General features: G+C 59.6%; 23 protein-coding genes. 9 read left to right on the top strand and 14 right to left on the bottom strand.

Translation table 11 applies throughout. From position 1 onward, the window contains the following. Positions 1 to 236, top strand: a 236-nt coding sequence (locus JFT58_RS30485; protein WP_219858566.1) for a hypothetical protein, incomplete at its 5' end; no start/stop codon positions are given. Between the two features lie 28 nt (positions 237 to 264). Here the strand turns inward: JFT58_RS30485 and msrQ are convergent. From msrQ to mrcB, 9 genes are all read right to left on the bottom strand, one after another. Further along, positions 265 to 885, bottom strand: a complete 621-nt coding sequence (gene msrQ, locus JFT58_RS25180; protein WP_054898036.1) for a protein-methionine-sulfoxide reductase heme-binding subunit MsrQ — start codon at positions 883 to 885, stop codon at positions 265 to 267. Further along, complete coding sequence (gene msrP, locus JFT58_RS25175; RefSeq protein ID WP_054898035.1) at positions 885 to 1,898, bottom strand: protein-methionine-sulfoxide reductase catalytic subunit MsrP; 1,014 nt, start codon at positions 1,896 to 1,898, stop codon at positions 885 to 887. Before msrP ends, msrQ begins: the two co-directional genes overlap by 1 nt. Before the next feature lie 63 nt (positions 1,899 to 1,961). Beyond that, entirely contained in the window at positions 1,962 to 2,819 is an 858-nt protein-coding gene (gene pssA / locus JFT58_RS25170; protein WP_014719927.1) for a CDP-diacylglycerol--serine O-phosphatidyltransferase, read from the bottom strand. 143 nt (positions 2,820 to 2,962) lie between these two features. Next, positions 2,963 to 3,979 (bottom strand): ketol-acid reductoisomerase, encoded by a 1,017-nt coding sequence (gene ilvC, locus JFT58_RS25165; RefSeq protein WP_003194132.1) that lies wholly within the window; start codon positions 3,977 to 3,979, stop codon positions 2,963 to 2,965. A 46-nt stretch (positions 3,980 to 4,025) separates the two neighbouring features. After that, a complete protein-coding gene (ilvN, locus tag JFT58_RS25160) occupies positions 4,026 to 4,517 on the bottom strand; it encodes an acetolactate synthase small subunit (protein WP_003176102.1) in 492 nt (163 codons plus the stop codon). A 2-nt stretch (positions 4,518 to 4,519) separates the two neighbouring features. Beyond that, positions 4,520 to 6,244 (bottom strand): acetolactate synthase 3 large subunit, encoded by a 1,725-nt coding sequence (locus JFT58_RS25155; protein WP_014719928.1) that lies wholly within the window; start codon positions 6,242 to 6,244, stop codon positions 4,520 to 4,522. A 432-nt stretch (positions 6,245 to 6,676) separates the two neighbouring features. Then, positions 6,677 to 7,006, bottom strand: coding sequence for a YqcC family protein (locus tag JFT58_RS25150; protein ID WP_034127027.1), 330 nt, complete (start codon positions 7,004 to 7,006; stop codon positions 6,677 to 6,679). After that, entirely contained in the window at positions 7,006 to 7,740 is a 735-nt protein-coding gene (locus JFT58_RS25145) for a tetratricopeptide repeat protein (protein WP_034127026.1), read from the bottom strand. The genes JFT58_RS25150 and JFT58_RS25145 overlap by 1 nt, the downstream gene beginning before the upstream one ends. 16 nt (positions 7,741 to 7,756) lie before the next feature. Further along, positions 7,757 to 10,081 (bottom strand): penicillin-binding protein 1B, encoded by a 2,325-nt coding sequence (mrcB, locus tag JFT58_RS25140; protein WP_034127025.1) that lies wholly within the window; start codon positions 10,079 to 10,081, stop codon positions 7,757 to 7,759. A gap of 118 nt (positions 10,082 to 10,199) precedes the next feature. Here mrcB and JFT58_RS25135 point away from each other — a divergent pair, with 118 nt between their 5' ends. From JFT58_RS25135 to JFT58_RS25125, 3 genes are all read left to right on the top strand, one after another. Continuing rightward, entirely contained in the window at positions 10,200 to 11,756 is a 1,557-nt protein-coding gene (locus tag JFT58_RS25135; RefSeq protein ID WP_054898034.1) for a bifunctional aminoglycoside phosphotransferase/ATP-binding protein, read from the top strand. 92 nt (positions 11,757 to 11,848) lie between these two features. Beyond that, the gene (locus JFT58_RS25130; RefSeq protein ID WP_034127023.1) at positions 11,849 to 12,193 is read left to right on the top strand and encodes a pentapeptide repeat-containing protein; all 345 of its coding nucleotides are present in this window, start codon (positions 11,849 to 11,851) and stop codon (positions 12,191 to 12,193) included. 204 nt (positions 12,194 to 12,397) lie between these two features. Beyond that, on the top strand, positions 12,398 to 12,670 hold the full coding sequence (locus tag JFT58_RS25125) for a TfoX/Sxy family protein (protein ID WP_003194139.1): 273 nt from the start codon (positions 12,398 to 12,400) through the stop codon (positions 12,668 to 12,670). A 243-nt stretch (positions 12,671 to 12,913) separates the two neighbouring features. Here the strand turns inward: JFT58_RS25125 and JFT58_RS25120 are convergent, their stop codons facing one another. From JFT58_RS25120 to JFT58_RS25110, 3 genes are read right to left on the bottom strand one after another with little or no spacing between them, the layout of a single operon-like run. Next, positions 12,914 to 13,681, bottom strand: a complete 768-nt coding sequence (locus tag JFT58_RS25120; protein ID WP_054898033.1) for a heme ABC transporter ATP-binding protein — start codon at positions 13,679 to 13,681, stop codon at positions 12,914 to 12,916. Next, positions 13,681 to 14,718: a FecCD family ABC transporter permease gene (locus JFT58_RS25115; RefSeq protein WP_054898032.1), complete on the bottom strand. Its 1,038-nt coding sequence runs from the start codon at positions 14,716 to 14,718 to the stop codon at positions 13,681 to 13,683. Before JFT58_RS25115 ends, JFT58_RS25120 begins: the two co-directional genes overlap by 1 nt. Then, positions 14,715 to 15,593, bottom strand: a complete 879-nt coding sequence (locus tag JFT58_RS25110) for a heme/hemin ABC transporter substrate-binding protein (RefSeq protein WP_054898031.1) — start codon at positions 15,591 to 15,593, stop codon at positions 14,715 to 14,717. Before JFT58_RS25110 ends, JFT58_RS25115 begins: the two co-directional genes overlap by 4 nt. 156 nt (positions 15,594 to 15,749) lie before the next feature. On the opposite strand from JFT58_RS25110, the gene JFT58_RS25105 reads away from it, so the two are divergent. After that, positions 15,750 to 16,067 carry a Rieske (2Fe-2S) protein gene (locus JFT58_RS25105; RefSeq protein ID WP_034127019.1) on the top strand — a complete coding sequence of 106 codons (318 nt, stop codon included), beginning with the start codon at positions 15,750 to 15,752 and terminating at the stop codon, positions 16,065 to 16,067. Here JFT58_RS25105 and sfsA read toward each other — a convergent pair. Both sfsA and JFT58_RS25095 read right to left on the bottom strand, forming a co-directional pair. After that, positions 16,064 to 16,777, bottom strand: coding sequence for a DNA/RNA nuclease SfsA (sfsA, locus tag JFT58_RS25100; protein WP_054898030.1), 714 nt, complete (start codon positions 16,775 to 16,777; stop codon positions 16,064 to 16,066). The two genes, JFT58_RS25105 and sfsA, sit on opposite strands and share 4 nt — an antisense overlap. Next, a complete protein-coding gene (locus JFT58_RS25095; protein ID WP_054898029.1) occupies positions 16,777 to 17,949 on the bottom strand; it encodes a pyridoxal phosphate-dependent aminotransferase in 1,173 nt (390 codons plus the stop codon). Before JFT58_RS25095 ends, sfsA begins: the two co-directional genes overlap by 1 nt. Before the next feature lie 320 nt (positions 17,950 to 18,269). On the opposite strand from JFT58_RS25095, the gene dksA reads away from it, so the two are divergent. The 4 genes from dksA (at position 18,270) to JFT58_RS25075 (ending at position 22,861) form a co-directional block, all read left to right on the top strand. Continuing rightward, complete coding sequence (gene dksA / locus JFT58_RS25090) at positions 18,270 to 18,713, top strand: RNA polymerase-binding protein DksA (protein WP_003194150.1); 444 nt, start codon at positions 18,270 to 18,272, stop codon at positions 18,711 to 18,713. An 83-nt stretch (positions 18,714 to 18,796) separates the two neighbouring features. Further along, a complete protein-coding gene (gluQRS, locus tag JFT58_RS25085; protein WP_034127016.1) occupies positions 18,797 to 19,684 on the top strand; it encodes a tRNA glutamyl-Q(34) synthetase GluQRS in 888 nt (295 codons plus the stop codon). 62 nt (positions 19,685 to 19,746) lie between these two features. After that, positions 19,747 to 19,923 (top strand): hypothetical protein, encoded by a 177-nt coding sequence (locus JFT58_RS25080; protein WP_003176118.1) that lies wholly within the window; start codon positions 19,747 to 19,749, stop codon positions 19,921 to 19,923. Then, positions 19,907 to 22,861 (top strand): sensor histidine kinase, encoded by a 2,955-nt coding sequence (locus tag JFT58_RS25075; protein ID WP_161975095.1) that lies wholly within the window; start codon positions 19,907 to 19,909, stop codon positions 22,859 to 22,861. The genes JFT58_RS25080 and JFT58_RS25075 overlap by 17 nt, the downstream gene beginning before the upstream one ends. Position 22,862: the final 1 nt, after the last annotated feature.

Raw genomic sequence — 22,862 nt, 5'->3', positions numbered from 1 at the left:
AGTGGTTATTTTCAGAAGTTTTCGAAGATTTCTTCAACAACTTCAACCACTTGCGCTTGCGATCTCTCGTAAGCGGGAGGCGAATTCTACAGCGTTACACGCTGCTGTCAACACCTCTTTTTCAACTCCCTTTTGGCCTCGATGAACTGAAGCAACTTGCTGCCGAAAACTGCGTAACTCATTGTTTGCCAAGGAGTTTTCCGTTTCGACTGCGCCGGAAGTGGGGCGAATTATAGGCCTCCAGAATCTGCCGTCAAGGCTTAATTACGCTTTTGTTGCAGAAGGCGCTTTTTTAGCAATAAGGCGAGGGATTCGACGCATTACCGGCGGCACGCGGATCAACAGAAGTAGCGCACCTATAGAAGCGTAGATAGCCCACTCCTTCAGATCCGCCCGCACTATCCACAGCATGTGCAGCAAACCGAGCCCAAGAATCACATAGACCAGACGGTGCAGCTTCTTCCATCGACTCCCCAACCGACGCTGGCTATAGCGGTTCGACGTAACGGCCAACATAAGGAGAGCAACAAACCCCAGCGCCCCCACAATGATGTAGGGCCGCTTGCTCAACTCTACGCCGAGCTGCGACCAATCCAGCCCCAGGACAAACACACAATAGGCCGCCAGGTGCAGCACAACATAAGCAAAGCACCACAGCCCCAACTGTCGTCGCACTGCTATCCACCCCGCCCAACCGCTCAACTTCTGCAGCGGCGTCATAGCAAGCGTGATCAGCAATAAAATGAGCGTCCCCAAACCCAGGCGATCAACGAGCACCTTGCCTGGATCAGGCCCCAGCGCAGAACTCCACGCTTCATACAACCAGAGCAATGGCCACACTGCTGCGGCTACAAACACGCCGATGCGCCAGATGGGATAGCGCATCAGTAGTTCTTCCGCAGATCGAGGCCTGTATATAAAGAAGCGACCTCATCCGAATAGCCATTGAACATCTGCGTCTCGCGCACATTCGGACTAAACAGGCCGCTCGGCAGACGGCGCTCCCGCGCCTGGGTCCAGCGCGGGTGATCGACCGTAGGATTCACATTCGCATAAAACCCATACTCATCAGCTGCAATACTCTGCCACGTCGTTTTCGGCTGCTCACTGACCAGACTGATACGCACGATGGACTTCACACTCTTGAAGCCATACTTCCACGGCACCACCAAGCGCAACGGTGCACCGTTCTGGTTAGGCAACTCCCGCCCGTACATGCCCACAGCGAGGATCGCCAACGGATTCATCGCCTCATCCAGGCGCAGCCCTTCCACATAAGGCCAATCGATCAAGCCGAAACTTGAGCGTTGCCCAGGCATGCTCTTGGGATCCTGAAGGGTTTCAAAACGGATGTACTTGGCTTTGGAGGTTGGCTCGACCTGCTTGAGCAACGCCGAGATGGGAAAGCCTATCCACGGAATCACCATGGACCATGCCTCGACGCAACGCAGGCGGTAGATGCGCTCTTCCAGCGCATAGGGTTTCATGAAGTCTTCCAGGGCATAGCGCCCAGGTTTTGCGACTTCACCATCAATCACCACACTCCAGGGCTGCGTCTTGAGCGAGCCCGCATTCGTTGCCGGGTCGCCCTTGCCTGTCCCGAACTCATAGAAGTTGTTGTAGTGAGTTGCGTCCTTGAATGGCGTGATGGCCTCATCTTTGACCGTCACCGACTGCCACTTCGCATTCGGAAGTTTTTCCGTAAACCAGTTGGGCGCACTGCCCGGCTCGACGTCGGCATACCGCGAAGCATCGCCGGCACTGGCCCAACGCGGCAAGCTGCTGGCGGCAACACCGGCAAGCGCACCACCGAGCAGGCTGCGGCGAGAGAGATAGAAAGATTCAGGCGTGACATCCGATTCGTGACAATCGGACGCTTTGGGTAATTTGATTAACATGGTAACTCCGCAGCGTTGGAGAACTGATGCACCAATAGACTGCGGAGTATGGGGGAAATTACATTAAGACAATGTTTTGTCCCGACGCAGACGCAACAAGTACTGAATCGGGCCAGAAGCCGCATAGGCCAGGAACGCCAGCAGCAGGATACGCGGTGGATCACTGAACACGACCGCGAACACCAGCACCACCACAAGGATGGCCACGAAAGGCACGCGCCCCTTGAGGTCAAATTCCTTGAAGCTGTTGTACTTGATGTTGCTGACCATCAGCATGCCGGCCGCTGCCACCATCAGGGCAACCAGGAACGACATCTTCGATCCCTGAATCCCGTAGTCACTGAACGCCCATACAATCCCCGCGACAACACCCGCCGCTGCCGGGCTGGCAAGGCCGATGAAGTAGCGCTTGTCGGCAGTCCCTACCTGGGTGTTGAAGCGCGCCAGGCGCAAAGCGGCACCCGCGACATAGATGAAGGCAACCATCCAGCCGACCTTGCCCATGTCACCCAATGCCCAGGCAAACGCCAGCAGTGCGGGGGCAACACCAAAGGCAACCATGTCCGACAACGAGTCGTACTCGGCGCCAAAAGCACTTTGAGTATTGGTCATACGCGCCACGCGACCATCCAGGCCGTCGAGCACCATGGCCACGAAAATTGCGATAGCAGCAAAGCCAAAGTATTTGCTGGCACTCGCCGCATCACCCGCCGCCAGCGCGCTCTGGGCACTCATGGAGTTGATGATGGAGTAGAAGCCGGCGAACAGATTCGCCGTGGTGAACAGGTTGGGCAGCAGATAGATGCCACGATGCCGGACCTTGCGGCCTTCGGCGTCATGCCCTTCTTCGACATGTTCATCAATCGGCAGCATGCTTTCGGCGTCGGAAGCCTGGTTTGGCTCTTCGGGACGTTCGCTCATGGACTTTACCTTGCAACGGTGTGAAAAATTCGACAGATACTTGCAGCGAGTGTTCGCCTGCAAACGATGCAGCTTTATACCAGAACCAACCCCTCAAACGAAAAAACGCGGCCTAAGCCGCGTTTTCCCTTGATGCGTACGACTTAGTTCTTGGCTTTGTCGACGATCTTGTTGGCACCGATCCACGGCATCATGGAGCGCAGTTGCTCGCCGATGACTTCGATACCGTGAGCGGCGTTGTTACGACGCTTGGCGGTCATCGAAGGGTAGCCGGTAGCGCCTTCGCTGATGAACATTTTGGCGTATTCGCCGTCCTGAATACGTTTCAGGGCGTTGCGCATGGCCTGACGGGACTCGGCGTTGATCACTTCCGGACCGGTCACGTACTCGCCGTACTCGGCGTTGTTGGAGATCGAGTAGTTCATGTTGGCGATACCGCCTTCGTACATGAGGTCAACGATCAGCTTGAGTTCGTGCAGGCATTCGAAGTAGGCCATTTCCGGCGCGTAGCCAGCTTCAACCAGGGTTTCGAAACCAGCTTTTACCAGCTCAACGGTACCGCCGCACAGAACGGCTTGCTCACCGAACAGGTCGGTTTCGGTCTCGTCCTTGAAGGTAGTTTCGATGATGCCGGTACGACCGCCACCCACGCCAGCAGCGTAGGACAGTGCAACGTTCTTGGCGTTGCCCGACGCATCCTGGTAGATCGCGATCAGGTCAGGGATACCGCCGCCTTTGACGAACTCGGAGCGCACGGTGTGGCCCGGTGCTTTCGGCGCGATCATGATCACGTCGAGGTCAGCGCGCGGCACGACCTGGTTGTAGTGAATCGCGAAGCCGTGGGAGAAGGCCAGGGTAGCGCCCTTCTTGATGTTCGGCTCGATTTCGTTCTTGTACAGCGAGGACTGGAACTCGTCCGGGGTCAGGATCATGACCAGGTCGGCAGCCGCAACAGCAGAAGCAACGTCGGTCACTTTCAGGCCATGGGCTTCAGCCTTGGCGACAGTGGCCGAGCCTTTACGCAGGCCAACGGTCACGTCAACGCCAGAATCTTTCAGGTTGCACGCTTGAGCGTGACCCTGGGAACCGTAGCCGATGATGGCGACTTTCTTGCCCTGGATGATCGACAGGTCACAATCTTTATCGTAATAAACTTTCATGAGGTTCCTCTATATATCCAGGCCGTAAGGCCATTCGCTAATTGGGTTAGATGCTGAGTACTTTGTCGCCACGGGCAATCCCGGTGACACCACTGCGTACGGTTTCCAGAATCGAGGCCGTCCCGATCGACTGGATGAAGCTGTCCAGTTTGTCGCTGGTACCGGTCAGTTGAACGGTATAAACGCTGGCGCTCACATCGACGATCTGCCCGCGATAAATATCGGTAGTGCGTTTGATCTCGGCGCGCTGGGCACCCGTGGCCTTGACCTTGACCAGCATCAGTTCGCGCTCGATGTGAGCGCTTTCCGACAGGTCGACCAGCTTGACCACTTCGATCAGCTTGTTGAGGTTCTTGGTGATCTGCTCGATCACCTCATCGTGGCCTACGGTGGTCAACGTCAGGCGCGACAGGGTCGGGTCTTCGGTCGGGGCCACGGTCAGGCTTTCAATGTTGTAGTTGCGTTGCGAAAACAGGCCGACAACACGGGACAAGGCGCCGGGTTCGTTCTCCAGAAGCAGGGAGATAATATGCCGCATGATTAAGTACGCTCCGTCTTGTTCAGCCACATGTCGCGCATAGAGCCGTCTTTGATCTGCATCGGGTAGACGTGCTCGCTGGTATCCACCTGAATATCGATGAACACCAGGCGGTCCTTCATGGCGAACGCTTCTTCCATCTTCGGCTTCAGATCTTTCAAATCAGTGATGCGAATGCCGACGTGCCCATAGGCTTCAACCAACTTGATGAAATCCGGCAACGATTCCATGTAGGAATGGGAGTGACGGCTACCGTAGCTCATGTCCTGCCATTGACGAACCATGCCGAGCACGCCGTTGTTCAAGCAGACGATCTTCACGGGAAGACCGTATTGCAGGCACGTCGACAGTTCTTGGATGTTCATCTGGATGCTGCCTTCGCCGGTGACGCAGGCAACGTCGGCATCCGGGAAGCTCAGTTTCACCCCCATGGCCGCAGGGAAACCAAAGCCCATCGTGCCGAGGCCACCGGAGTTGATCCAGCGGTTAGGCTTGTCGAACTTGTAGTACTGCGCCGCGAACATCTGGTGCTGGCCAACGTCGGAGGTCACAAAGGCGTCGCCCTTGGTCACTTCGCACAGGGTTTCGATCACGGTTTGTGGCTTGATGATGCTGCCGTCGCCCTTGTCATAAGGGAACAGGCCGCGATCACCGCGCCATTCGTCGATCTGCTTCCACCAACTGGCAACGGACTCCTTGTTCGGCGTTTCGCCGATGTCCTTGAGTGCAGCGACCATTTCGGTCAGTACACTTTCTACAGGCCCCACGATTGGCACATCGGCCTTGATGGTCTTGGAGATGGACGCCGGGTCGATGTCGATGTGGATGATCTTGGCATTCGGGCAGAATTTGCTCGCGCCGTTGATCACTCGGTCATCGAACCGCGCGCCCACGGCGAGGATCACATCGGCGTGGTGCATGGTGAGGTTGGCGGTGTAGCTGCCGTGCATGCCGAGCATGCCGACAAACTGACGGTCCGAACCCGGGAATGCGCCGAGGCCCATCAGGGTGTTGGTCACCGGCAGGTTGAGCAGCTTGGCCAGTTCGGTGAGTGGCGCGGAACCGCCGCCCAGAATCACGCCACCGCCGGAGTACAACACGGGGCGCTTGGCCGCCAGGAGCATTTCTGCCGCCTTGCGGATCTGCCCCGAGTGCCCACGGACGGCCGGACTGTAGGAACGCAGCTTGGCTTTCTTGGGAAAAACGTATTCGAATTTTTCGGCCGGGTTGGTCATGTCTTTCGGGATATCGACCACCACAGGGCCCGGGCGACCGGACTGTGCGAGGTAAAACGCCTTTTTCATGACTTCCGGGATTTCCGACGCGTGCTTGATCATGAAGCTGTGTTTCACAATCGGGCGGGAAATACCGATCATGTCGGTTTCCTGGAAAGCGTCGGTGCCGACCATGGTGCTAGGCACCTGGCCAGAGATGATCACCATCGGGATGGAGTCCATATACGCAGTCGCGATGCCGGTGATGGCATTGGTTGCGCCTGGGCCGGAGGTTACCAGTACCACGCCGGCTTTACCGGTGGCACGGGCGTAACCGTCAGCCATATGGGTCGCGGCCTGTTCGTGGCGAACCAGGATGTGGGTAACAGCCGGTTCCTTGAACAGTGCGTCGTAGACATGCAGCAGAGCACCACCTGGGTACCCGTAGATATAGTCGACGCCTTCGTCACGCAAAAAGCGGACGAGCATCTCACCGCCAGATAAAAGCTCCACGTTGTTCACCTCTAAAACGCCAGAATACCGTCCGTTAAAAAACCGACGGGTCTTAATAGGTTTACTTCTCAACAGAGCATGAGCGACGGTGGTCGCCGACTACGTCAGCACTGACTGAGCAAGTATTGGGATCGTCCCAAGTGTTGCGGGCTTTTCCCACCCAGCGCGAGGTAACGCGTTGCGGGTGTTACAGGTCGGCGCGGATGTGCGCCTCATGATCTGCTGAGCGGGCCTGCTTCTGGCAGTCCCGATACAGCGGACTTTGGATTCTTCTGTTTCACGCCCTTCAAGTCAAGCAATAATTGCGCTTTTTTCCAACTAAGCGCATGAGAACGCAGAAGAAAGGGCTTTGAGGAGGGATAAAACTCGCCTGAATGTCGTCAAGCGGTAGAAATGTGCGCAAGACTGCCGGAAAAACCGGCAGTCAGGCAATTAACGAGCGTCGGCGATCAATTGATCGAACTTTTTCAGCGCGTTACGCAAGCCGAGGCTCTCCCGCGGCCGGTCGGCGTAGACCATCTCGGCCATTTCCAGGATCCCCGACGCATTCGGCAAGGGCAGGTCCTGTTCCAGGATTTGCTTCATACGCGCGAGGAAGATCCACTGCAGCCATTGGTGGAAGTCCAGAGTATCGACGGAAAAGGGTTCGACACTGCTGAGGGCTTCAACACCAGGGGATACTTCATCCCACCAGCCCTGCACGCGCAGTTCGCGCTCGATCAACAATAACTGCTCGGCAATCGCGGGAAAACGCGCATCCATCAGAGGCTGACCTTGGCTTTTTGCCGCGCCTGGGCGGCACCCGCTGCATCGCCCTGGGCGGCACGCGCATCCCCGATCAAGGCCCACAGGCTGGCTTGCAGGTCTGGGCGCCCATTGGCCAGGCTCAGGCCACGGCGAGCGAATTGCTCCGCCTGGGGCGCATCGCCCTGAGCCATGCGCACCTGGGCCAGGCGATAGAGCACTTGTGGCTCACGCGGCGCCACGCGCTGGGCACGTTCAAGGCTCGACGAGGCGCCATTCAAATCGCCACCCGCCTGCTGCTGCTGAGCGGTGGTGAGCAACGCCAGCACCGGGCCATCAAGTTGTTCGTCCGCCGACAACCCGCCCGCACTGGACGATGACGGAATACCGCTCGGCGTCGAAGGCATGTTGTAGGTGCCCTGATTGACCGGCGCGGTTTGAATCGGCGTGGAGTTCACCGGCCCGGAAGTGCTTGGGCCTGGGGTCCATGGCTCGGCACTGATAGGCGCCGAGGTTGCAGCCCCACTGCCGGGCACCATCACTACGACGCCGGAATCCTGGGGAATTGCCTGGGTTGCAGCTTGGGCAGGCCGTTTGACCACGGTCTGACGGAAGCCGCCATTGGCCGAAATGCGGTCGTTATTGGAAACGGACGTGCTTGAGTCCACCACAGGGATAGAGCCGCGCTGCACGCTGGAGCAACCGCCGAGCAAAACCAGAGCCGTAATTGCTGGAATCCACAACTTGTTCACTTGAAACCCTCTTTGCTTAATTCATCCAGCCCTTGACCCAATCCATCACCGATTCCGCGTCAGCAGGTGTACTGCCACCGCACGCGGCACCGGGTGGTGGTTCGCTGCCGCGAATATACGGCATCTGCACCGCGCCCGGACAGTTGGCATCGGAGCCTTGGCCGGTGTGCGGATCAATCCAGGCCTGCACAATATTGTCCGGCTGCGGCATGTTGAGCGGCAACGGGTCAGCCTTGCGCATGAAACTGGTCCATACCTGCAGCGCGCCGGTGGCACCGGTGAACGGCGTCTTGCCATTGTCGTCGCGCCCCAGCCATACCACGGCCAGTACATCTTGGCCGAAACCTGCGAACCAGCTGTCGCGGGAGTCGTTGCTGGTACCGGTCTTGCCCGCCAGGGTCAGGTTCGACGGCAGCACGCTGTAGACCGAACGCCCCGTACCCTCGCGCATCACGCGCTGCATGGCGTTCTGGATGAGGTAGATGGAGCCCGCGTCGAAGCGCTGCTGAATCTGGAACGGGTAACGCTTGAGCGGTTCGCCATCGGCGGTCAGCACACTGCGAATACCGCGCATCGGCGTATTGAAGCCACCATTGGCCAGGGTCTGGTACATGGTGGTCACTTCCATCGGCGTCATGGCCGCAGCGCCCAGGAGCATGGACGGGAACGCCGGGAATTCACGTTCGACTCCCAGTCGCGCCAGAGTCTTCAGCACGTTCGGCACACCCACTTCAAGCCCCAGACGCGAGGTCGAGATGTTGTAGGAATGCGCCAATCCTTGATACAGGAACACCGTGCCATGGGAACGGCGGTCGAAGTTCTTGGGCGTCCATACCTGGCCATCCGCGCCTTTGATCGACAGCGGGTCATCGGACAGCCAACTGGTCAGCGTGTACTTGCTGGGTTTTTCCAGTGCAGTGAGATAAACCGCAGGCTTGACCAGCGAGCCAATCGGCCGCACGGCATCCAGTGCGCGGTTGAAACCGGCGAAACTGGCCTGGCGGCTGCCGATCATGGCCTGGACCTCCCCGGTTTCCGGATTGGTCACGACCATGGCGGCCTCGACTTCATCCGAGCCCTTACGGCCAGTCAGGCGCTTGAAGGTGTCGTTGACCGACGCTTCGGCCTTCATCTGCAAGATGGGGTCGAAGCTGGTGAAGATCCGCAGCCCCTCTTCGGTCAAGTCTTCGTCGCGGTAGTCTTCGCGCAGTTGGCGCTTGACCAGGTCGATAAAGCCCGGGAATGAGCTATCCGCCAGCTTGCCGCGGGTTGTCACACCCAGTGGCATTTTCTTGGCAGCGGCCACTTGCTCAGCGGTGGCGACACCCTGCTGCTCCAATACATCGAGCACCAGGTTGCGACGTTCAAGCGCACGCTCCGGGTTGCGGCGCGGGTTGTAATAGGACGGCCCCTTGACCATCCCCACCAGCAACGCAACCTGATGCAATTTCAACTCGGACAACGGCTGCCCGAAGAAGAACTGGCTGGCCAGGCCGAAACCGTGCACGGCGCGCTGGCCATCCTGACCGACGAATACCTCGTTGAGGTAAGCCTCGAGGATTTCCTGCTTGCTGTAATGCAGCTCCAGCAACATCGCCATCATGGCTTCGGTGAGTTTACGGGTCAGGCTGCGTTCGTTGGTCAGGTAGAAGTTCTTGACCAGTTGCTGGGTCAGCGTACTGCCGCCCTGGGTCATCTTGCCGCCGGACGTGTTGACCCAGATAGCACGGGCGATCGACTTCGGCGACACACCCCAATGGCTATAGAAATCGCGGTCTTCGACAGCGACCAGGGTTTCGAGCAGATACGGCGGTACCTGATCGAGCTTGATCAGGATGCGATCTTCAAGGTTCTTCGGGTAAATACCGCCGATCAGCAACGGTTCGAGACGCACCACCGGCAGCTTGGAGCCATTGAGCGAGGACAGCTCAGCCACATAATCGCCAGAGAAACGCACGCGCACCGGCTGGGCTTTTTCCAGGCCTTCGTAGAACTGGAAGCCACGGGTGTTCAGGTCGACGGTATTACCGCTGACCGCCGCAGCGCCAGGGCCATTGCTCACGGGTTCGCGGCGGTAGCCCAGCGCATCGAGCTCGGTAAGGAAGTCTTCCTTGCTCAGCTTCTGACCAGAGAACAGCTCCAGCGGGCGTGCATACACCTTGGCCGGAATCGTCCAGCGCTTGCCGGAGAATTTTTCCTGCACCACGGCATCGAGGTACACCGCAAGGCCGGCGACCGCCACAAGGCCCACAAGGCCAAGCTTGATCACCCAGCCCAGCCAAGGGCGCGGGCCGCGGGAAGGAGGTTTTTTACGGGAACGGGGAGATCGGGTTCGAGTCATGGCGGCGGATTATACGCACTTTATTGATGATCAACATGAGCCGGACAGCGGTTTGCACGACTGGCATCAGCAGCCATAATGCCCCCCATGATTTTCCCCCGACTTTGAAGGATCGCCCGTGAGCCAGACCCTGATCGCTGCCCTGCAAAACCCGGCCTTGTACCCTCATCCGGTTGACGCGTTTCAAGTCATCGAGACCCATATTTCCTGGGTGATACTGACGGGCCCCTATGCATATAAGCTGAAGAAACCGATGAACTTCGGCTTCCTGGACTTCACCAATCTGGACGACCGCGGGCATTTCTGCCACGAGGAACTGCGCCTCAACCAGCGCCTGACCGAAGATTTGTATCTTGAAGTGTTGCCGCTTACCGGCACTGCCGAGGCGCCGCAACTGGGTGGCGATGGCCCGGCCATCGAGTACGCGCTGAAAATGCGCCAGTTCCCGCAAAGCCAGATGCTCAGCACCCTGCAAGCCAACGGCGAACTGACCAGCGCGCACATCGATGAGATGGCCAAGCAGATTGCGCAATTCCACCTCAGCGCCCCCAAAGTCCCGCAAGATCACCCCGCCGGCACGCCGGAAGAGGTGATGGCTCCGGTACGCCAGAACTTTGACCAGATCCGCCCGTTCCTCAGCGACAAGGCCGACCTGACTCAGCTGGAGGCTCTGCAAGCCTGGGCTGAAAGCAGCTTCGAACGCCTCAAGCCTTTGCTTGCGCAGCGCAAGCTCGATGGCTATACCCGCGAATGCCACGGCGACATTCACCTGGGCAACGCCACGCTGATCGATGGCCGCGTGGTGATCTTCGACTGCATCGAGTTCAACGAGCCTTTCCGCTTTACCGACGTGTACGCCGACACCGCTTTTTTGGCGATGGACCTGGAAGATCGTGGCCTGAAATGCCTGGCACGGCGCTTCATAAGTCAGTATCTGGAATTGACCGGCGACTACCAGGGCCTGGAGCTCCTGAACTTCTATAAAGCCTACCGTGCATTGGTGCGCGCCAAGGTTGCGCTGTTCAGCATGCCGAGCGAAGCCAACCCCGTGCAACGCGCTACCACCCTGCGCCAGTACCGCAACTACGCCAACCTGGCGGAAAGCTACAGCACTATCCCTTCGCGCTTCCTGGCAATCACCCATGGCGTTTCAGCCGTGGGCAAGAGCCACGTGGCCATGCGCCTGGTCGAAGCCCTGGGCGCGGTACGCCTGCGTTCGGATGTAGAGCGCAAGCGCCTGTTTGGCGAACAACAGGTAGAGAACACCCTGCAGGCCGGTATCTACAATCAGGACGCCAGCGCTGCCACCTACGCACGCCTGAACGAGATTGCCGACACCGTGCTGCGCGCCGGCTACCCGGTGGTGCTGGATGCCACTTTTCTGAAACGCGCACAGCGTGAGGCCGCCGCTCAGGTTGCCGAAGCCACTGGGGCGCCGTTCCTGATCCTCGACTGCAACGCCCCGCAAGCCGTTATCACCAGTTGGCTGGCACAACGCCAGGCGGATAAAAACGATCCGTCTGACGCCACACTGGCCGTTATCGAAGAACAACAAGCCAGTCGTGACCCGCTGACTGCCGAGGAGCTGCTGCTCAGCAAGCGTGTGGAGACCAATGAAAGCGGGACGCTCGACGCGTTGGTCGGGCATATCCGTCAACACCTGCCGGGCCTGTAAGAAATATTTCTTGGTCGCGTCGTCGTCTTCGGCGCGCGACCCAGCGATAGTGGCACTATAATGGCTCTATAACGCCAACCAGAGTCGCGATCATGAGTCAGCCAAAGCTTCTTGATACCCCGCTCTACGCCTTCCTGCACAAGGACGACATCCGCGGCTTCAACCAGGAGCGCCCTGAAAATGGCCCCATCGACATGCGCGGTGGCGACTTTCGAGGGCTGGACCTGCGCGACCTGAACGCCACCGGTATTGACTTCACCGACGCCTATTTTCGCTCTGCCGACCTGCGCGGCCTGGACTTGCGTGGCTGCTCACTGGAAGGCGCCAGCCTGGCCCATGCGCAGATTTCGGGTGCTTATTTCCCGCCCGAACTCACGGCTGACGAAATACTCATGTCGGTCAATTTCGGCACTCGCCTGCGCTACCGCACCAAGTAACCCCACACACCGAGTACCGGCCAGCCCCCCTGCCTGCCGGGCACTTTGCGCCTGCCTGCGAGCAAGCGCCGTCGCGCCATCCTTATAAGCTTTTCAGCCCTTTCTGATCAAAGAACCACGCTTTTCCTACTGAGCGCTACACTCATTTTCAGGCTGCCTGGTCACGACACCCACCGCACCATTCGGCCAACGCAAGGAGGCTTGATGAACGATGAGCTGCAACACCTGAAAAACCTTGGCAAGACGTCAGCGCAGTGGCTGCATGCGGTGGGCATCCACAGCGCGTCCGACTTGCGTCGGCTAGGGGCGGTCGATGCCTACCGAGCCGTGCGCACGCGCGGGTTTCGAGCTTCGAAGGTTCTGCTGTATGCCATTGAAGGGGCATTGATGGATGTGCACTGGAACGACATACCCACGGAGCGCAAGGAGGCCTTGAACCGTCAGTTGGAAGCGATTTCAGTGCATCAGAAGAACTAGAGCGGCACTCAAACCCAGTGTTGATGGGCATTGCAAACGAGCGTTTGAGAAAAATGGATGAAGCAGAAAAACAAATGTTGACTCTCAAATGAGAATCGTTATGATTATCACAACTGGTCGCGAGATCAGCCGATAACTGAAAGACCATTGGTTCGGACTCTCAGATTATCTCCTCATCAGGCTAATCACGGTTATTTGACCCGGCTCTTGCCGGGTCTTTTTTTGCCCGCGAATTAACCGGCCTTAACGCGCAATGATCAACGGATGCCCACGCTCCGGATGCGGCTGTACCAATACATCCAGACCGAATACAGCCTTCAGTGGCTCTGGTTGCAGGACTTTAGAGGGCGTATCCAACGCGTGGGGGCGGCCGTTTTCCAGCAACAGGATCCGGTCGCAGTAGCGCGCCGCCAGGTTCAAATCATGCAGGATGACCAGCACCGCAGCGCCTCTGTCGGCAAAATGTCGGATAGCTTGCAAGGTGGTGTGTTGGTGCAGAGGGTCGAGCATTGATGTGGGCTCATCCAGCAGCAACGTCTGCCCTGCCTCACCCGGCCATAACTGCGCCAATACCCGTGCCAGGTGCACACGCTGCCGCTCGCCACCCGACAAGGCCAGGTAACTGCGGCCACTCAGGTGGCCTACATCAGCAGCCTGCAGCGCGGCGTTGATGATTTCGTCGTCGCGCAATCGCCCGGTCTGATGAGGCAAGCGGCCCATGCCCACCACCTCTTCGACACGAAAGGCAAAGTCCAGGGTGGAGGATTGTGGCAGCACCGCCAGGCGCTGAGCACGTTGCACACCTGTCATGTGCTTGAGCGCCTGCTGATCCAGCCACACCTTGCCCTGATCCGGCTGCAGCTCCCCGCACAGCGCCCCAAGCAAGGTACTTTTACCGGCGCCATTGGGGCCCAGCACGCCCAGCACTTCGCCCGGCAATAGGTCCAAGGTGACATCGGCCAGCACGGTCTTACCACCGCGCCGGATCTGCAACGCTTCTACCCGCAACATCAGGCGCGCCCTCGTAATAATAAATAGAGGAAAAACGGCGCACCGATAAACGCAGTGACAATACCGATCGGCAGCTCCGCCGGCGCCAACGCCAGACGCGCCACCAAATCAGCAAACAACAGCAGGCTCGCACCCGCCAGCACTGAAGCCGGCAACAATACCCGATGGTCCGGGCCCGCCAGCAGCCGCACCAGATGTGGCACCACCAACCCGACAAAACCAATCATGCCCGCCGCTGCTACTGCGGCGCCAACGCCCAGGGCCGTGCAGAACACCAACTCGCGCTTGAGCCCCTCGACATCAATACCGAGATGGTTGGCCTCGGACTCACCCAGCAACAACGCGTTCAGCGCCTTGGCCCGGCGCGGTAACCACAGCGCCACCCCTGCACTCACCAGCAGCAAGGGCCACAACCTTGAATAACTTGCGCCATTGAGGCTGCCCAGGTTCCAGAACGTGAGGGTGCGCAAGGTGGCATCGTCCGCCAGATAGGTAAACAGGCCTACGGTGGAACTGGCCAGGGCCGTCAGCGCGATACCGGCAAGCAACATCGTCGCGACATTGGTCTGGCCATTGCGACGCCCCAGGCGATAGACCAGTGCCGTGACGCCCAGGCCACCGAGGAAGGCGCATAGCGACAACAGGTACGGCCCGAAAGCATCCGGCAGCCCGCCAAATAGCGAGCCACCGACAATCGCCACCGCCGCTCCCAGCGCGGCACCGCTGGATACCCCTACCAAACCAGGGTCGGCCAGCGGGTTGCGGAACAACCCCTGCATCGCCACACCCGACAATGCCAGCACACCGCCGACCGCCAGCCCCAACAGGGTCCGCGGCAGGCGAATCTGCCCCAGGATCAACTCGGCCTGCTCCAACCCCTGGGCCTCTATCGGTACGCCCATCAGTTTTAGCGCAGCCCTGAGCGTGTCCACTAACGGCAGGCTGACCGGCCCCAGTGCCAATGAGAGCCAGATCGCCAATACACACAGCAGCGACAGCCCGATAAACAGCGTTTTTGGCTTAACCAGAGTGGTCATGGAGCAGGCTTAGGCTGGGACGGATAAAAACCGGCAGACAGTTTCTCCAGGCTTTGCGGCAGTCGGGGCCCAAGGCCGCCTACCAGCAAGGTCGGATCCAGTTCGAAGACACGGCCACTCTTGGCTGCCGGCGTAGAGGCAAGGATCGGATTTTCCTTGAACAAGGCTGCGCGCGCCGCGTCACCGGTCAAGGCGCGATCGGCAAATACCAGCACCTCAGGGCTCAACCCTCCCAGCGATTCGACGGAAAACGGCTTGTATCCCACATGCGTGGCGAGATTACGCCCCCCAGCCTGCTGCAACATCCAATCAGCGGCGGTGTCCTTGCCCGCGATCAGCGGCTTGCCACCGGCATGGCCGAGCAGCAACAGCACGCCTGGAGCCTTTTGCGTGGCCTGGGCCTTGGCCACCCAATTTTTTTGCTGTACCAACGCATGCTCATACCCGGCAAACAAGGCATTAGCCTGGGCCTCACTGCCGAGCAGTTTCCCCAAGTGTGCAAGGTTGCCTTTGAGCGTGGGCAAATCCGGCTGGGCCGAGAACATCTCCACCTGCACCCCTGCACTGCGAATCTGCGCCAGCACCGGCGGTGGCCCCATTTCCTCCGTACCCACAAGGATTTGCGGGCGCAGGCTGAGAATGCCTTCGGCCGACAACTGCCGCTGGTAACCAATGCTCGGCAAGGCCTTGAGCGAGGCGGGATGCTGAGTGGTGGTATCCACCCCGACCAACTTCGCTTCACCGCCCATGGCCACCACCCATTCCGATAGCGCCCCGCCGGCACTGACCCAGCGTTGCGGCAGTTCAGAGGCGTGCGCCCCAGTGTTGATCAGCAGTGAGGCAACAAGCGCAATAGCGCTGGTACTCAGGCGCATAACAGGGTTTCCTTCCTAGGGCAGGGCCACTCAAGCACTCATTGATGTGACAGATAACCCCTGCCAGGCATCGTATTGAGCACCCAGTCAGCTGACGGGCGAAGCGGGCATTTGATAATTGTTTGCATTTGAACGTCAAGGCACTTAAGGATTGAAATGAAGTTTCTCTGCACCTCAGGCGACCTCGCCCCCAACAGCAGCCGCGGTTTTGATATCGATGGCCACAGGCTGTTGGCGGTGCGTCGGGACGGCATTGCGTACTTCTATCTCAACCGCTGCCCTCATCGCGGCATCCCGCTGGAATGGCAACCTGATCGCTTCCTCGACGACAGCGCCAGCCTGATCCAATGCGCCACCCATGGCGCGTTGTTCCTGATTGAAAGCGGCGAGTGCATCGCCGGGCCCTGCGCAGGCCAACACCTCACGGCCCTGCCCGGTCGCGAAGACGAACAGGGATTGTGGGTCGATCTCTAGCCGCCCAGCAGCACCTTCAACCGACGCTCGACGTAAATCTCCTGCGGCGTGACCCGTACGCCGTAGGCGAGCACCTCCACACCTGCAGCCTTGGCCTCACGTAGCGCCGCCGCATAACCGGCATCGATTTCCACAGCCGGGCGGACCGCGTCGATCCCCGACAGGTTCACGCAATACAACTGCACCGCCCGTATACCGTCGCGAGCCAGATGAGCCAGCTCACGCAAGTGCTTGGCACCGCGCTGCGTCACCGCATCGGGGAAAGCCGCCACTGAGCTGCCATCAAAGCCCAGGGTGACGCTTTTGACCTCGACAAACGCAGCGCCTTGGGGGTAATCCAGGCGAAAGTCGATGCGGCTTTTCTCCTGGCCATAAGGCACCTCACGCGTCAACGCAGTAAAGCCGTTGAGCTCAGTGATCACACCGGCCAGCAAGGCTTCTTCCACCAACTGGTTGGCACGCGCGGTGTTGACGCACGCCAGCCGGCCCTGGGGCGTTTCGGCAATTTCCCACGTGCCAGGCAGCTTGCGCTTGGGATCCGTAGAACGGCTGAACCAGACCTGGCCACCTTCGACCATGCAGTTGAGCATCGAACCGGTGTTAGGGCAGTGAATGGTGAGTAACTCGCCGGTAACGGTTTCGATATCGGTGAGAAAGCGCTTGTAGCGGCGGATCAGCCGCCCTTCTTCAAGAGGAGGATTAAAACGCATCAGCCTTGCCAACTCCGCAAACCACGGGCAATCCGCTCCACCGCTTCTTGCAGCCGATCGAGGTTTTGCGTGTAGGCAAAACGCACATGGTGCCCCGCCTGGTAGCGACCGAAATCCAACCCGGGCGTAAAGGCCACATGCTCGGTTTCGAGGAAATGACGGCAAAACGCGAAGGCATCGCCGCCGAACGCGCTGATATCGGCATACAGATAAAAGGCTCCCTCGGGCTCCACGGCGATACCGAACCCCAGCTCACGCAGAGCCGGCAGCAGGAAGTCTCGGCGGCGACCAAATTCGGCACGGCGCTGCTCCAGAATCTCCAGAGTTTGCGGGGTGAAACAAGCCAAGGCGGCATGTTGGGCCATGCTTGGCGCACTGATGTAGAGGTTCTGCGCCAACTTCTCCAACTCACCCACCGCTTCAGGGGGCGCCACCAGCCAACCGAGGCGCCAGCCGGTCATGCCGAAATACTTCGAAAAACTATTCAGGACAAAGGCGTCATCATCGACTTCCAGCACGCTGGCGGCGTCGGTGCCGTAGGTGAGTCCGTGATAAATCTCGTCGACCACCAGGTGACCGTTGCGCGCCTTGATGGCGCCCGACAGCCCAGCCAACTCGTCCCGGGTGAGGATCGTGCCGGTGGGGTTGGCGGGCGACGCCACCAGTGCGCCGACACTGTCCTGGTCCCAATGCCTGGCCACCAGATCGGCGGTCAACTGGTAGCGTACGTCTGGTCCGACCGGCACCAACTGCGCCGCGCCTTCCACAAGGCGCAGGAAGTGTCGGTTGCAGGGGTAGCCTGGGTCCGCCAGCAGCCAGTGCTTACCCGGATCCACCAGCAAGCTGCTGGCCAGCAATAACGCGCCGGAGCCACCGGGGGTGACCAGGATGCGCTGCGGGTCGATGCTCAAACCGTAGCGTTGCTGGTAGAAACCACTGATGGCTTCGCGCAACTCCGGCAAGCCACGGGCGGCGGTGTAGCGCGTCTTACCGTTTGCCAACGCGGCTTGGCCGGCCTGGATGATCGGTTCGGCGGTGGTGAAGTCAGGCTCGCCGATTTCCAGGTGGATCACGTCGTGACCGGCGGCCTGCAGCTCATTGGCACGCGCCAGTAACGCCATGACATGAAAAGGTTCGATGGCGCGACTACGCGCACTGTAGGGCTGAGCCATTAGCCTTCCTTAGACGGTGAGGACAAAATCTGGATTCTACCGAACCCTCACGGTAAAACATGCTCTATTGCCTGATTGGGGCTGCAAGTGCACCCTGCGCGCGCTCGTAAAACAGCTAAAATCAACATTCGAGGCGATACATACCCAGTCATGGCGGGCTGCTGCAGTTTGCAACCCCTTTGCCTTGGGCCTCGACAACCGGGAGTAGCGCACCCTGAATCTATCTGGTAAGTTCGCCCGCTTGCAGCCGCAGGGCCGGCAGGTGTCGGTGACGTTGCAATCCTGCGCAATGGATTAGAAGAGTGAGAGGCGGTCTATTCATGTCCACCCAAGCAAAGCAACAGCAGACTCAAGGCCTCGGCGGCTTCGAACCCTATGTCGAAAAAAAGGGCGAGGAGTACATGGGCGAGCCCATGCGCGAGCACTTCACCAAGATCCTCAACAAGTGGAAACAGGACTTGATGCAGGAAGTCGACCGTACGGTTGACCATATGAAGGATGAAGCGGCCAACTTCCCTGACCCGGCCGATCGCGCCAGCCAGGAAGAAGAGTTCGCCCTCGAACTGCGCGCCCGCGATCGCGAGCGCAAGTTGATCAAGAAGATCGACAAGACCCTGCAACTGATCAAAGACGAAGAATACGGCTGGTGTGAATCCTGCGGCGTCGAAATCGGTATTCGCCGACTGGAAGCCCGTCCAACCGCGGACCTGTGCGTAGACTGCAAGACCTTGGCTGAAATCAAGGAAAAACAGGTCGGCAAGTAACTTTGCCGAGCTGAACGAATGGAGCGTGCGAACGCTCCATTTTTGTTTCTGGCGTTTACCGGTTATGCAGTAGTATCCGGGCCATGACAGCCTCTACCTATATTGGGCGTTTCGCCCCCACACCCAGCGGCCATTTGCACTTCGGTTCCCTGGTTGCCGCCCTCGCCTCCTACCTCGATGCACGCGCCCACCACGGCCGTTGGTTGATGCGCATGGAAGACCTTGACCCTCCCCGTGAAGAGCCCGGCGCTCAGGCGGCGATCCTGCATGCGCTGGAAAGCTATGGCTTTGAATGGGATGGCGAACTGGTTCGCCAGAGCGAGCGGCATGATGCCTACGCTAAAGTGCTCAACGACCTGTTCAACCACGGCCTGGCCTACGCCTGCACCTGCTCGCGCAAGCAATTGGAGCCCTACAACGGGATTTACCCAGGCTTGTGCCGCAATGCCGGCCACGAACAGCAGGATGCCGCGATCCGCCTGCGCGTGCCCGAGTTGGAATATCACTTTGTCGACCGCGTCCAGGGCGAGTTCCGGCAACATCTGGGGCGCGATGCCGGCGACTTCATCATTCGTCGGCGCGATGGCCTCTACGCCTACCAACTGGCGGTGGTGCTCGACGACGCCTGGCAAGGTGTAACCGATATCGTACGCGGCGCCGACCTGCTCGACTCCACGCCGCGCCAGCTTTACTTGCAAGAACTGCTCGGCCTGCGCCAACCCCGTTACTTGCACGTGCCGCTGATCGTGCAGCCAGACGGCAACAAGCTGGGCAAGTCCTACCGCTCTCCACCGTTGACAGCCGACCAGGCCACGCCTTTGCTGCTCAGAGCGCTGCGTGCCCTTGGCCAACAGCCCGACGCGCAGTTGCAGTACGCCAGCCCACGAGAACTGCTGGATTGGGGCATTGCACACTGGGACGCCACCCGCATCCCGCGCACACTGACCCTGGCCGAAGCGCAATTGAGTTGAAGGCGCTTGCAGGTTGCCCATCATCCGTTAACATCGCGGCAGATTTTTAATCAGAGGCCAACATGTACATCTATCGTTTGGTCCTGCTGCTGGTCGTCGGGATCTACCTGTTCTCCCCCGCCATCATGGATTGGTGGATCGACGCCACGGGCGCCTGGTATCGCCCTTATCTGCTATGGCTGATCCTGATCGTCGTGACCTTCATCCTGCAGAGCCAAAAAGATGCCGATGAGCTTTAGTCTCACCCAGATGCTGCTGATCAGCGCCGCCTACCTGGCTGCGTTATTCGGCGTGGCCTGGATCAGTGAGCGCGGAATGATTCCGCGGGCGATCATTCGCCATCCGCTGACCTACACCTTGTCCCTGGGCGTCTACGCCAGTGCCTGGGCGTTCTACGGCACGGTTGGGCTGGCCTATCAGTACGGCTACGGCTTTCTCTCCAGTTACCTGGGGGTGTCCGGCGCGTTCCTGCTGGCGCCGGTGCTGCTGTATCCGATCCTGAAAATCACCCGGACTTACCAACTGTCCTCCCTGGCAGACCTGTTTGCCTTTCGCTTTCGCAGCACCTGGGCCGGCGCGCTGACCACCATCTTCATGTTGATCGGCGTGCTGCCGTTGCTGGCCCTGCAGATCCAGGCGGTGGCCGACTCCATCAGCATCCTGACTCGCGAGCCCGTGCAACATCGGGTTGCCCTGGCGTTCTGCGCGCTGATCACCTTGTTCACCATCTTCTTTGGTTCTCGCCATATCGCCACCCGTGAGAAACACCAGGGCCTGGTGTTTGCGATTGCCTTTGAGTCGGTCATCAAGCTGATCGCCATCGGCGGCGTCGGCCTTTACGCGCTTTACGGTGTGTTCGACGGGCCGCAACAGCTGGAGCTGTGGCTGCTGCAAAACCAGACCGCCCTCGCCGCCTTGCATACGCCATTGCAGGAAGGCCCATGGCGAACGCTGCTGCTGGTGTTCTTCGCCTCGGCGATCGTGATGCCGCACATGTACCACATGACCTTCACCGAGAACCTCAACCCGCGCTCGCTGGTCAGCGCCAGCTGGGGCTTGCCGCTGTTCCTGTTGCTGATGAGCCTGGCGGTGCCGCTGATCCTGTGGGCCGGCCTGAAACTGGGGGCCACCACCAACCCTGAGTATTTCACCCTGGGCATCGGTATTGCCGCCAACAGCCCGGCTCTGGCGCTGCTGGCCTATGTCGGGGGGTTGTCGGCCGCCAGCGGGTTGATCATCGTCACCACGCTGGCACTCTCGGGCATGGCGCTCAACCACTTGGTACTGCCGCTGTACCAGCCGCCAGCCGAGGGTAATATCTACCGTTGGTTGAAATGGACCCGACGCGCGCTGATCGTCGCGATCATCATGGCCGGTTACGCGTTTTATCTGCTGCTGGGCGCCGGGCAGGACCTGGCCAACCTCGGCATCGTCGCGTTTGTCGCCACCTTGCAGTTCCTGCCGGGCGTGTTGTCGGTGCTGTACTGGCCGACCGCCAATCGCCGTGGCTTTATTGCCGGGCTGCTGGCCGGGATCCTGGTGTGGACCGTGACCATGCTGCTACCGCTGGTCGGCAACTTGCAGGGCTTCTATATCCCGTTGCTGAACATGATTTACGTGCTGGACGACACCAGTTGGCACATGGCTGCCATCGCCTCGCTGGCCGCCAACGTACTGATGTTTACCCTGATCTCGCTGTTCACCAACGCCAGCGCCGAAGAAACCAGCGCCGCCGAAGCCTGCGCGGTGGATAACGTGCGCCGCCCGCAACGCCGCGAACTGCATGCGGCCTCGCCCCAGGAGTTCGCCACACAACTGGCCAAGCCCCTGGGTGCCAAGGCCGCACAAAAGGAAGTTGAACAGGCGCTACGCGACCTCTACCTGCCATTTGACGAGCGCCGCCCCTATGCCCTGCGCCGCCTGCGTGACCGTATCGAAGCCAACCTGTCTGGGTTGATGGGGCCGAGCGTGTCCCAGGACATGGTGGAAACCTTCTTGCCCTACAAGGCCGGTGGCGAAAACTACGTCACCGAAGACATCCACTTCATCGAAAGCCGGCTTGAGGATTACCACTCGCGCCTCACGGGCCTGGCGGCCGAACTCGATGCCCTGCGCCGTTACCACCGCCAGACTCTGCAGGAACTGCCGATGGGCGTGTGTTCCCTGGCCAAGGACCAGGAAATCCTGATGTGGAACAAGGCCATGGAAGAACTCACCGGCATCGCCGCCCAGCGGGTGGTGGGTTCGCGCCTCAATACCCTGGGCGATCCCTGGAAAGAGCTGCTGCAGGGTTTCATCAACCTGCCAGACGAGCACTTGCACAAACAGCACTTGGCCCTCGACGGCCAGACCCGCTGGCTCAACTTGCACAAAGCGGCCATCGACGAACCTCTGGCGCCGGGTAACAGCGGCCTGGTGCTGCTGGTAGAAGATTTGACCGATACACAGATGCTCGAAGACAAGCTGGTGCACTCCGAACGCCTGGCCAGCATTGGGCGCCTGGCGGCCGGCGTTGCTCATGAAATCGGTAACCCGATCACCGGTATCGCCTGCCTGGCGCAAAACCTGCGGGAAGAGCGTGAAGAAGACGGGGAAATCACCGAAATCAGCGGGCAAATCCTTGAACAGACCAAGCGGGTTTCACGCATCGTCCAGTCGTTGATGAGCTTTGCCCACTCCGGCGCCCATCAGAATCAGGACGAAGCGGTGTGCCTGGCCGAAGTGGCCCAGGATGCCATTGGGCTGTTGGCCTTGAACCGGCGCAATTTCGAAGTACAGTTCTTTAACCTGTGCGATCCGGAGCATTGGGTCGATGGCGACTCACAACGCCTGGCCCAGGTGCTGATCAACCTGCTGTCCAACGCCCGCGACGCGTCGCCGGCCGGCAGTGCTGTACGCGTCAAGAGCGAGGCTTTCGAGCACACGGTCGACCTGATCGTGGAAGACGAAGGCAGCGGCATTCCACAGAACATCATGGACCGATTGTTCGAACCCTTCTTCACCACCAAGGACCCCGGTGAAGGTACCGGTCTGGGCCTTGCACTGGTCTATTCCATCGTTGAAGAGCATTATGGACAAATCACCATCGACAGCCCGGCTGACACACAAAGCCAACGCGGCACCCGTATCCGGGTGACCTTGCCGCGTCATGTCGAAGCGACGTCCGCTGTGAACTGAG

Origin of the sequence: Pseudomonas sp. MF6767 (assembly GCF_016405475.1) — a bacterium.
In the GTDB taxonomy this organism is placed as follows: domain Bacteria; phylum Pseudomonadota; class Gammaproteobacteria; order Pseudomonadales; family Pseudomonadaceae; genus Aquipseudomonas; species Aquipseudomonas paracarnis.
This window is presented reverse-complemented; position numbering and strand designations above follow the sequence as displayed.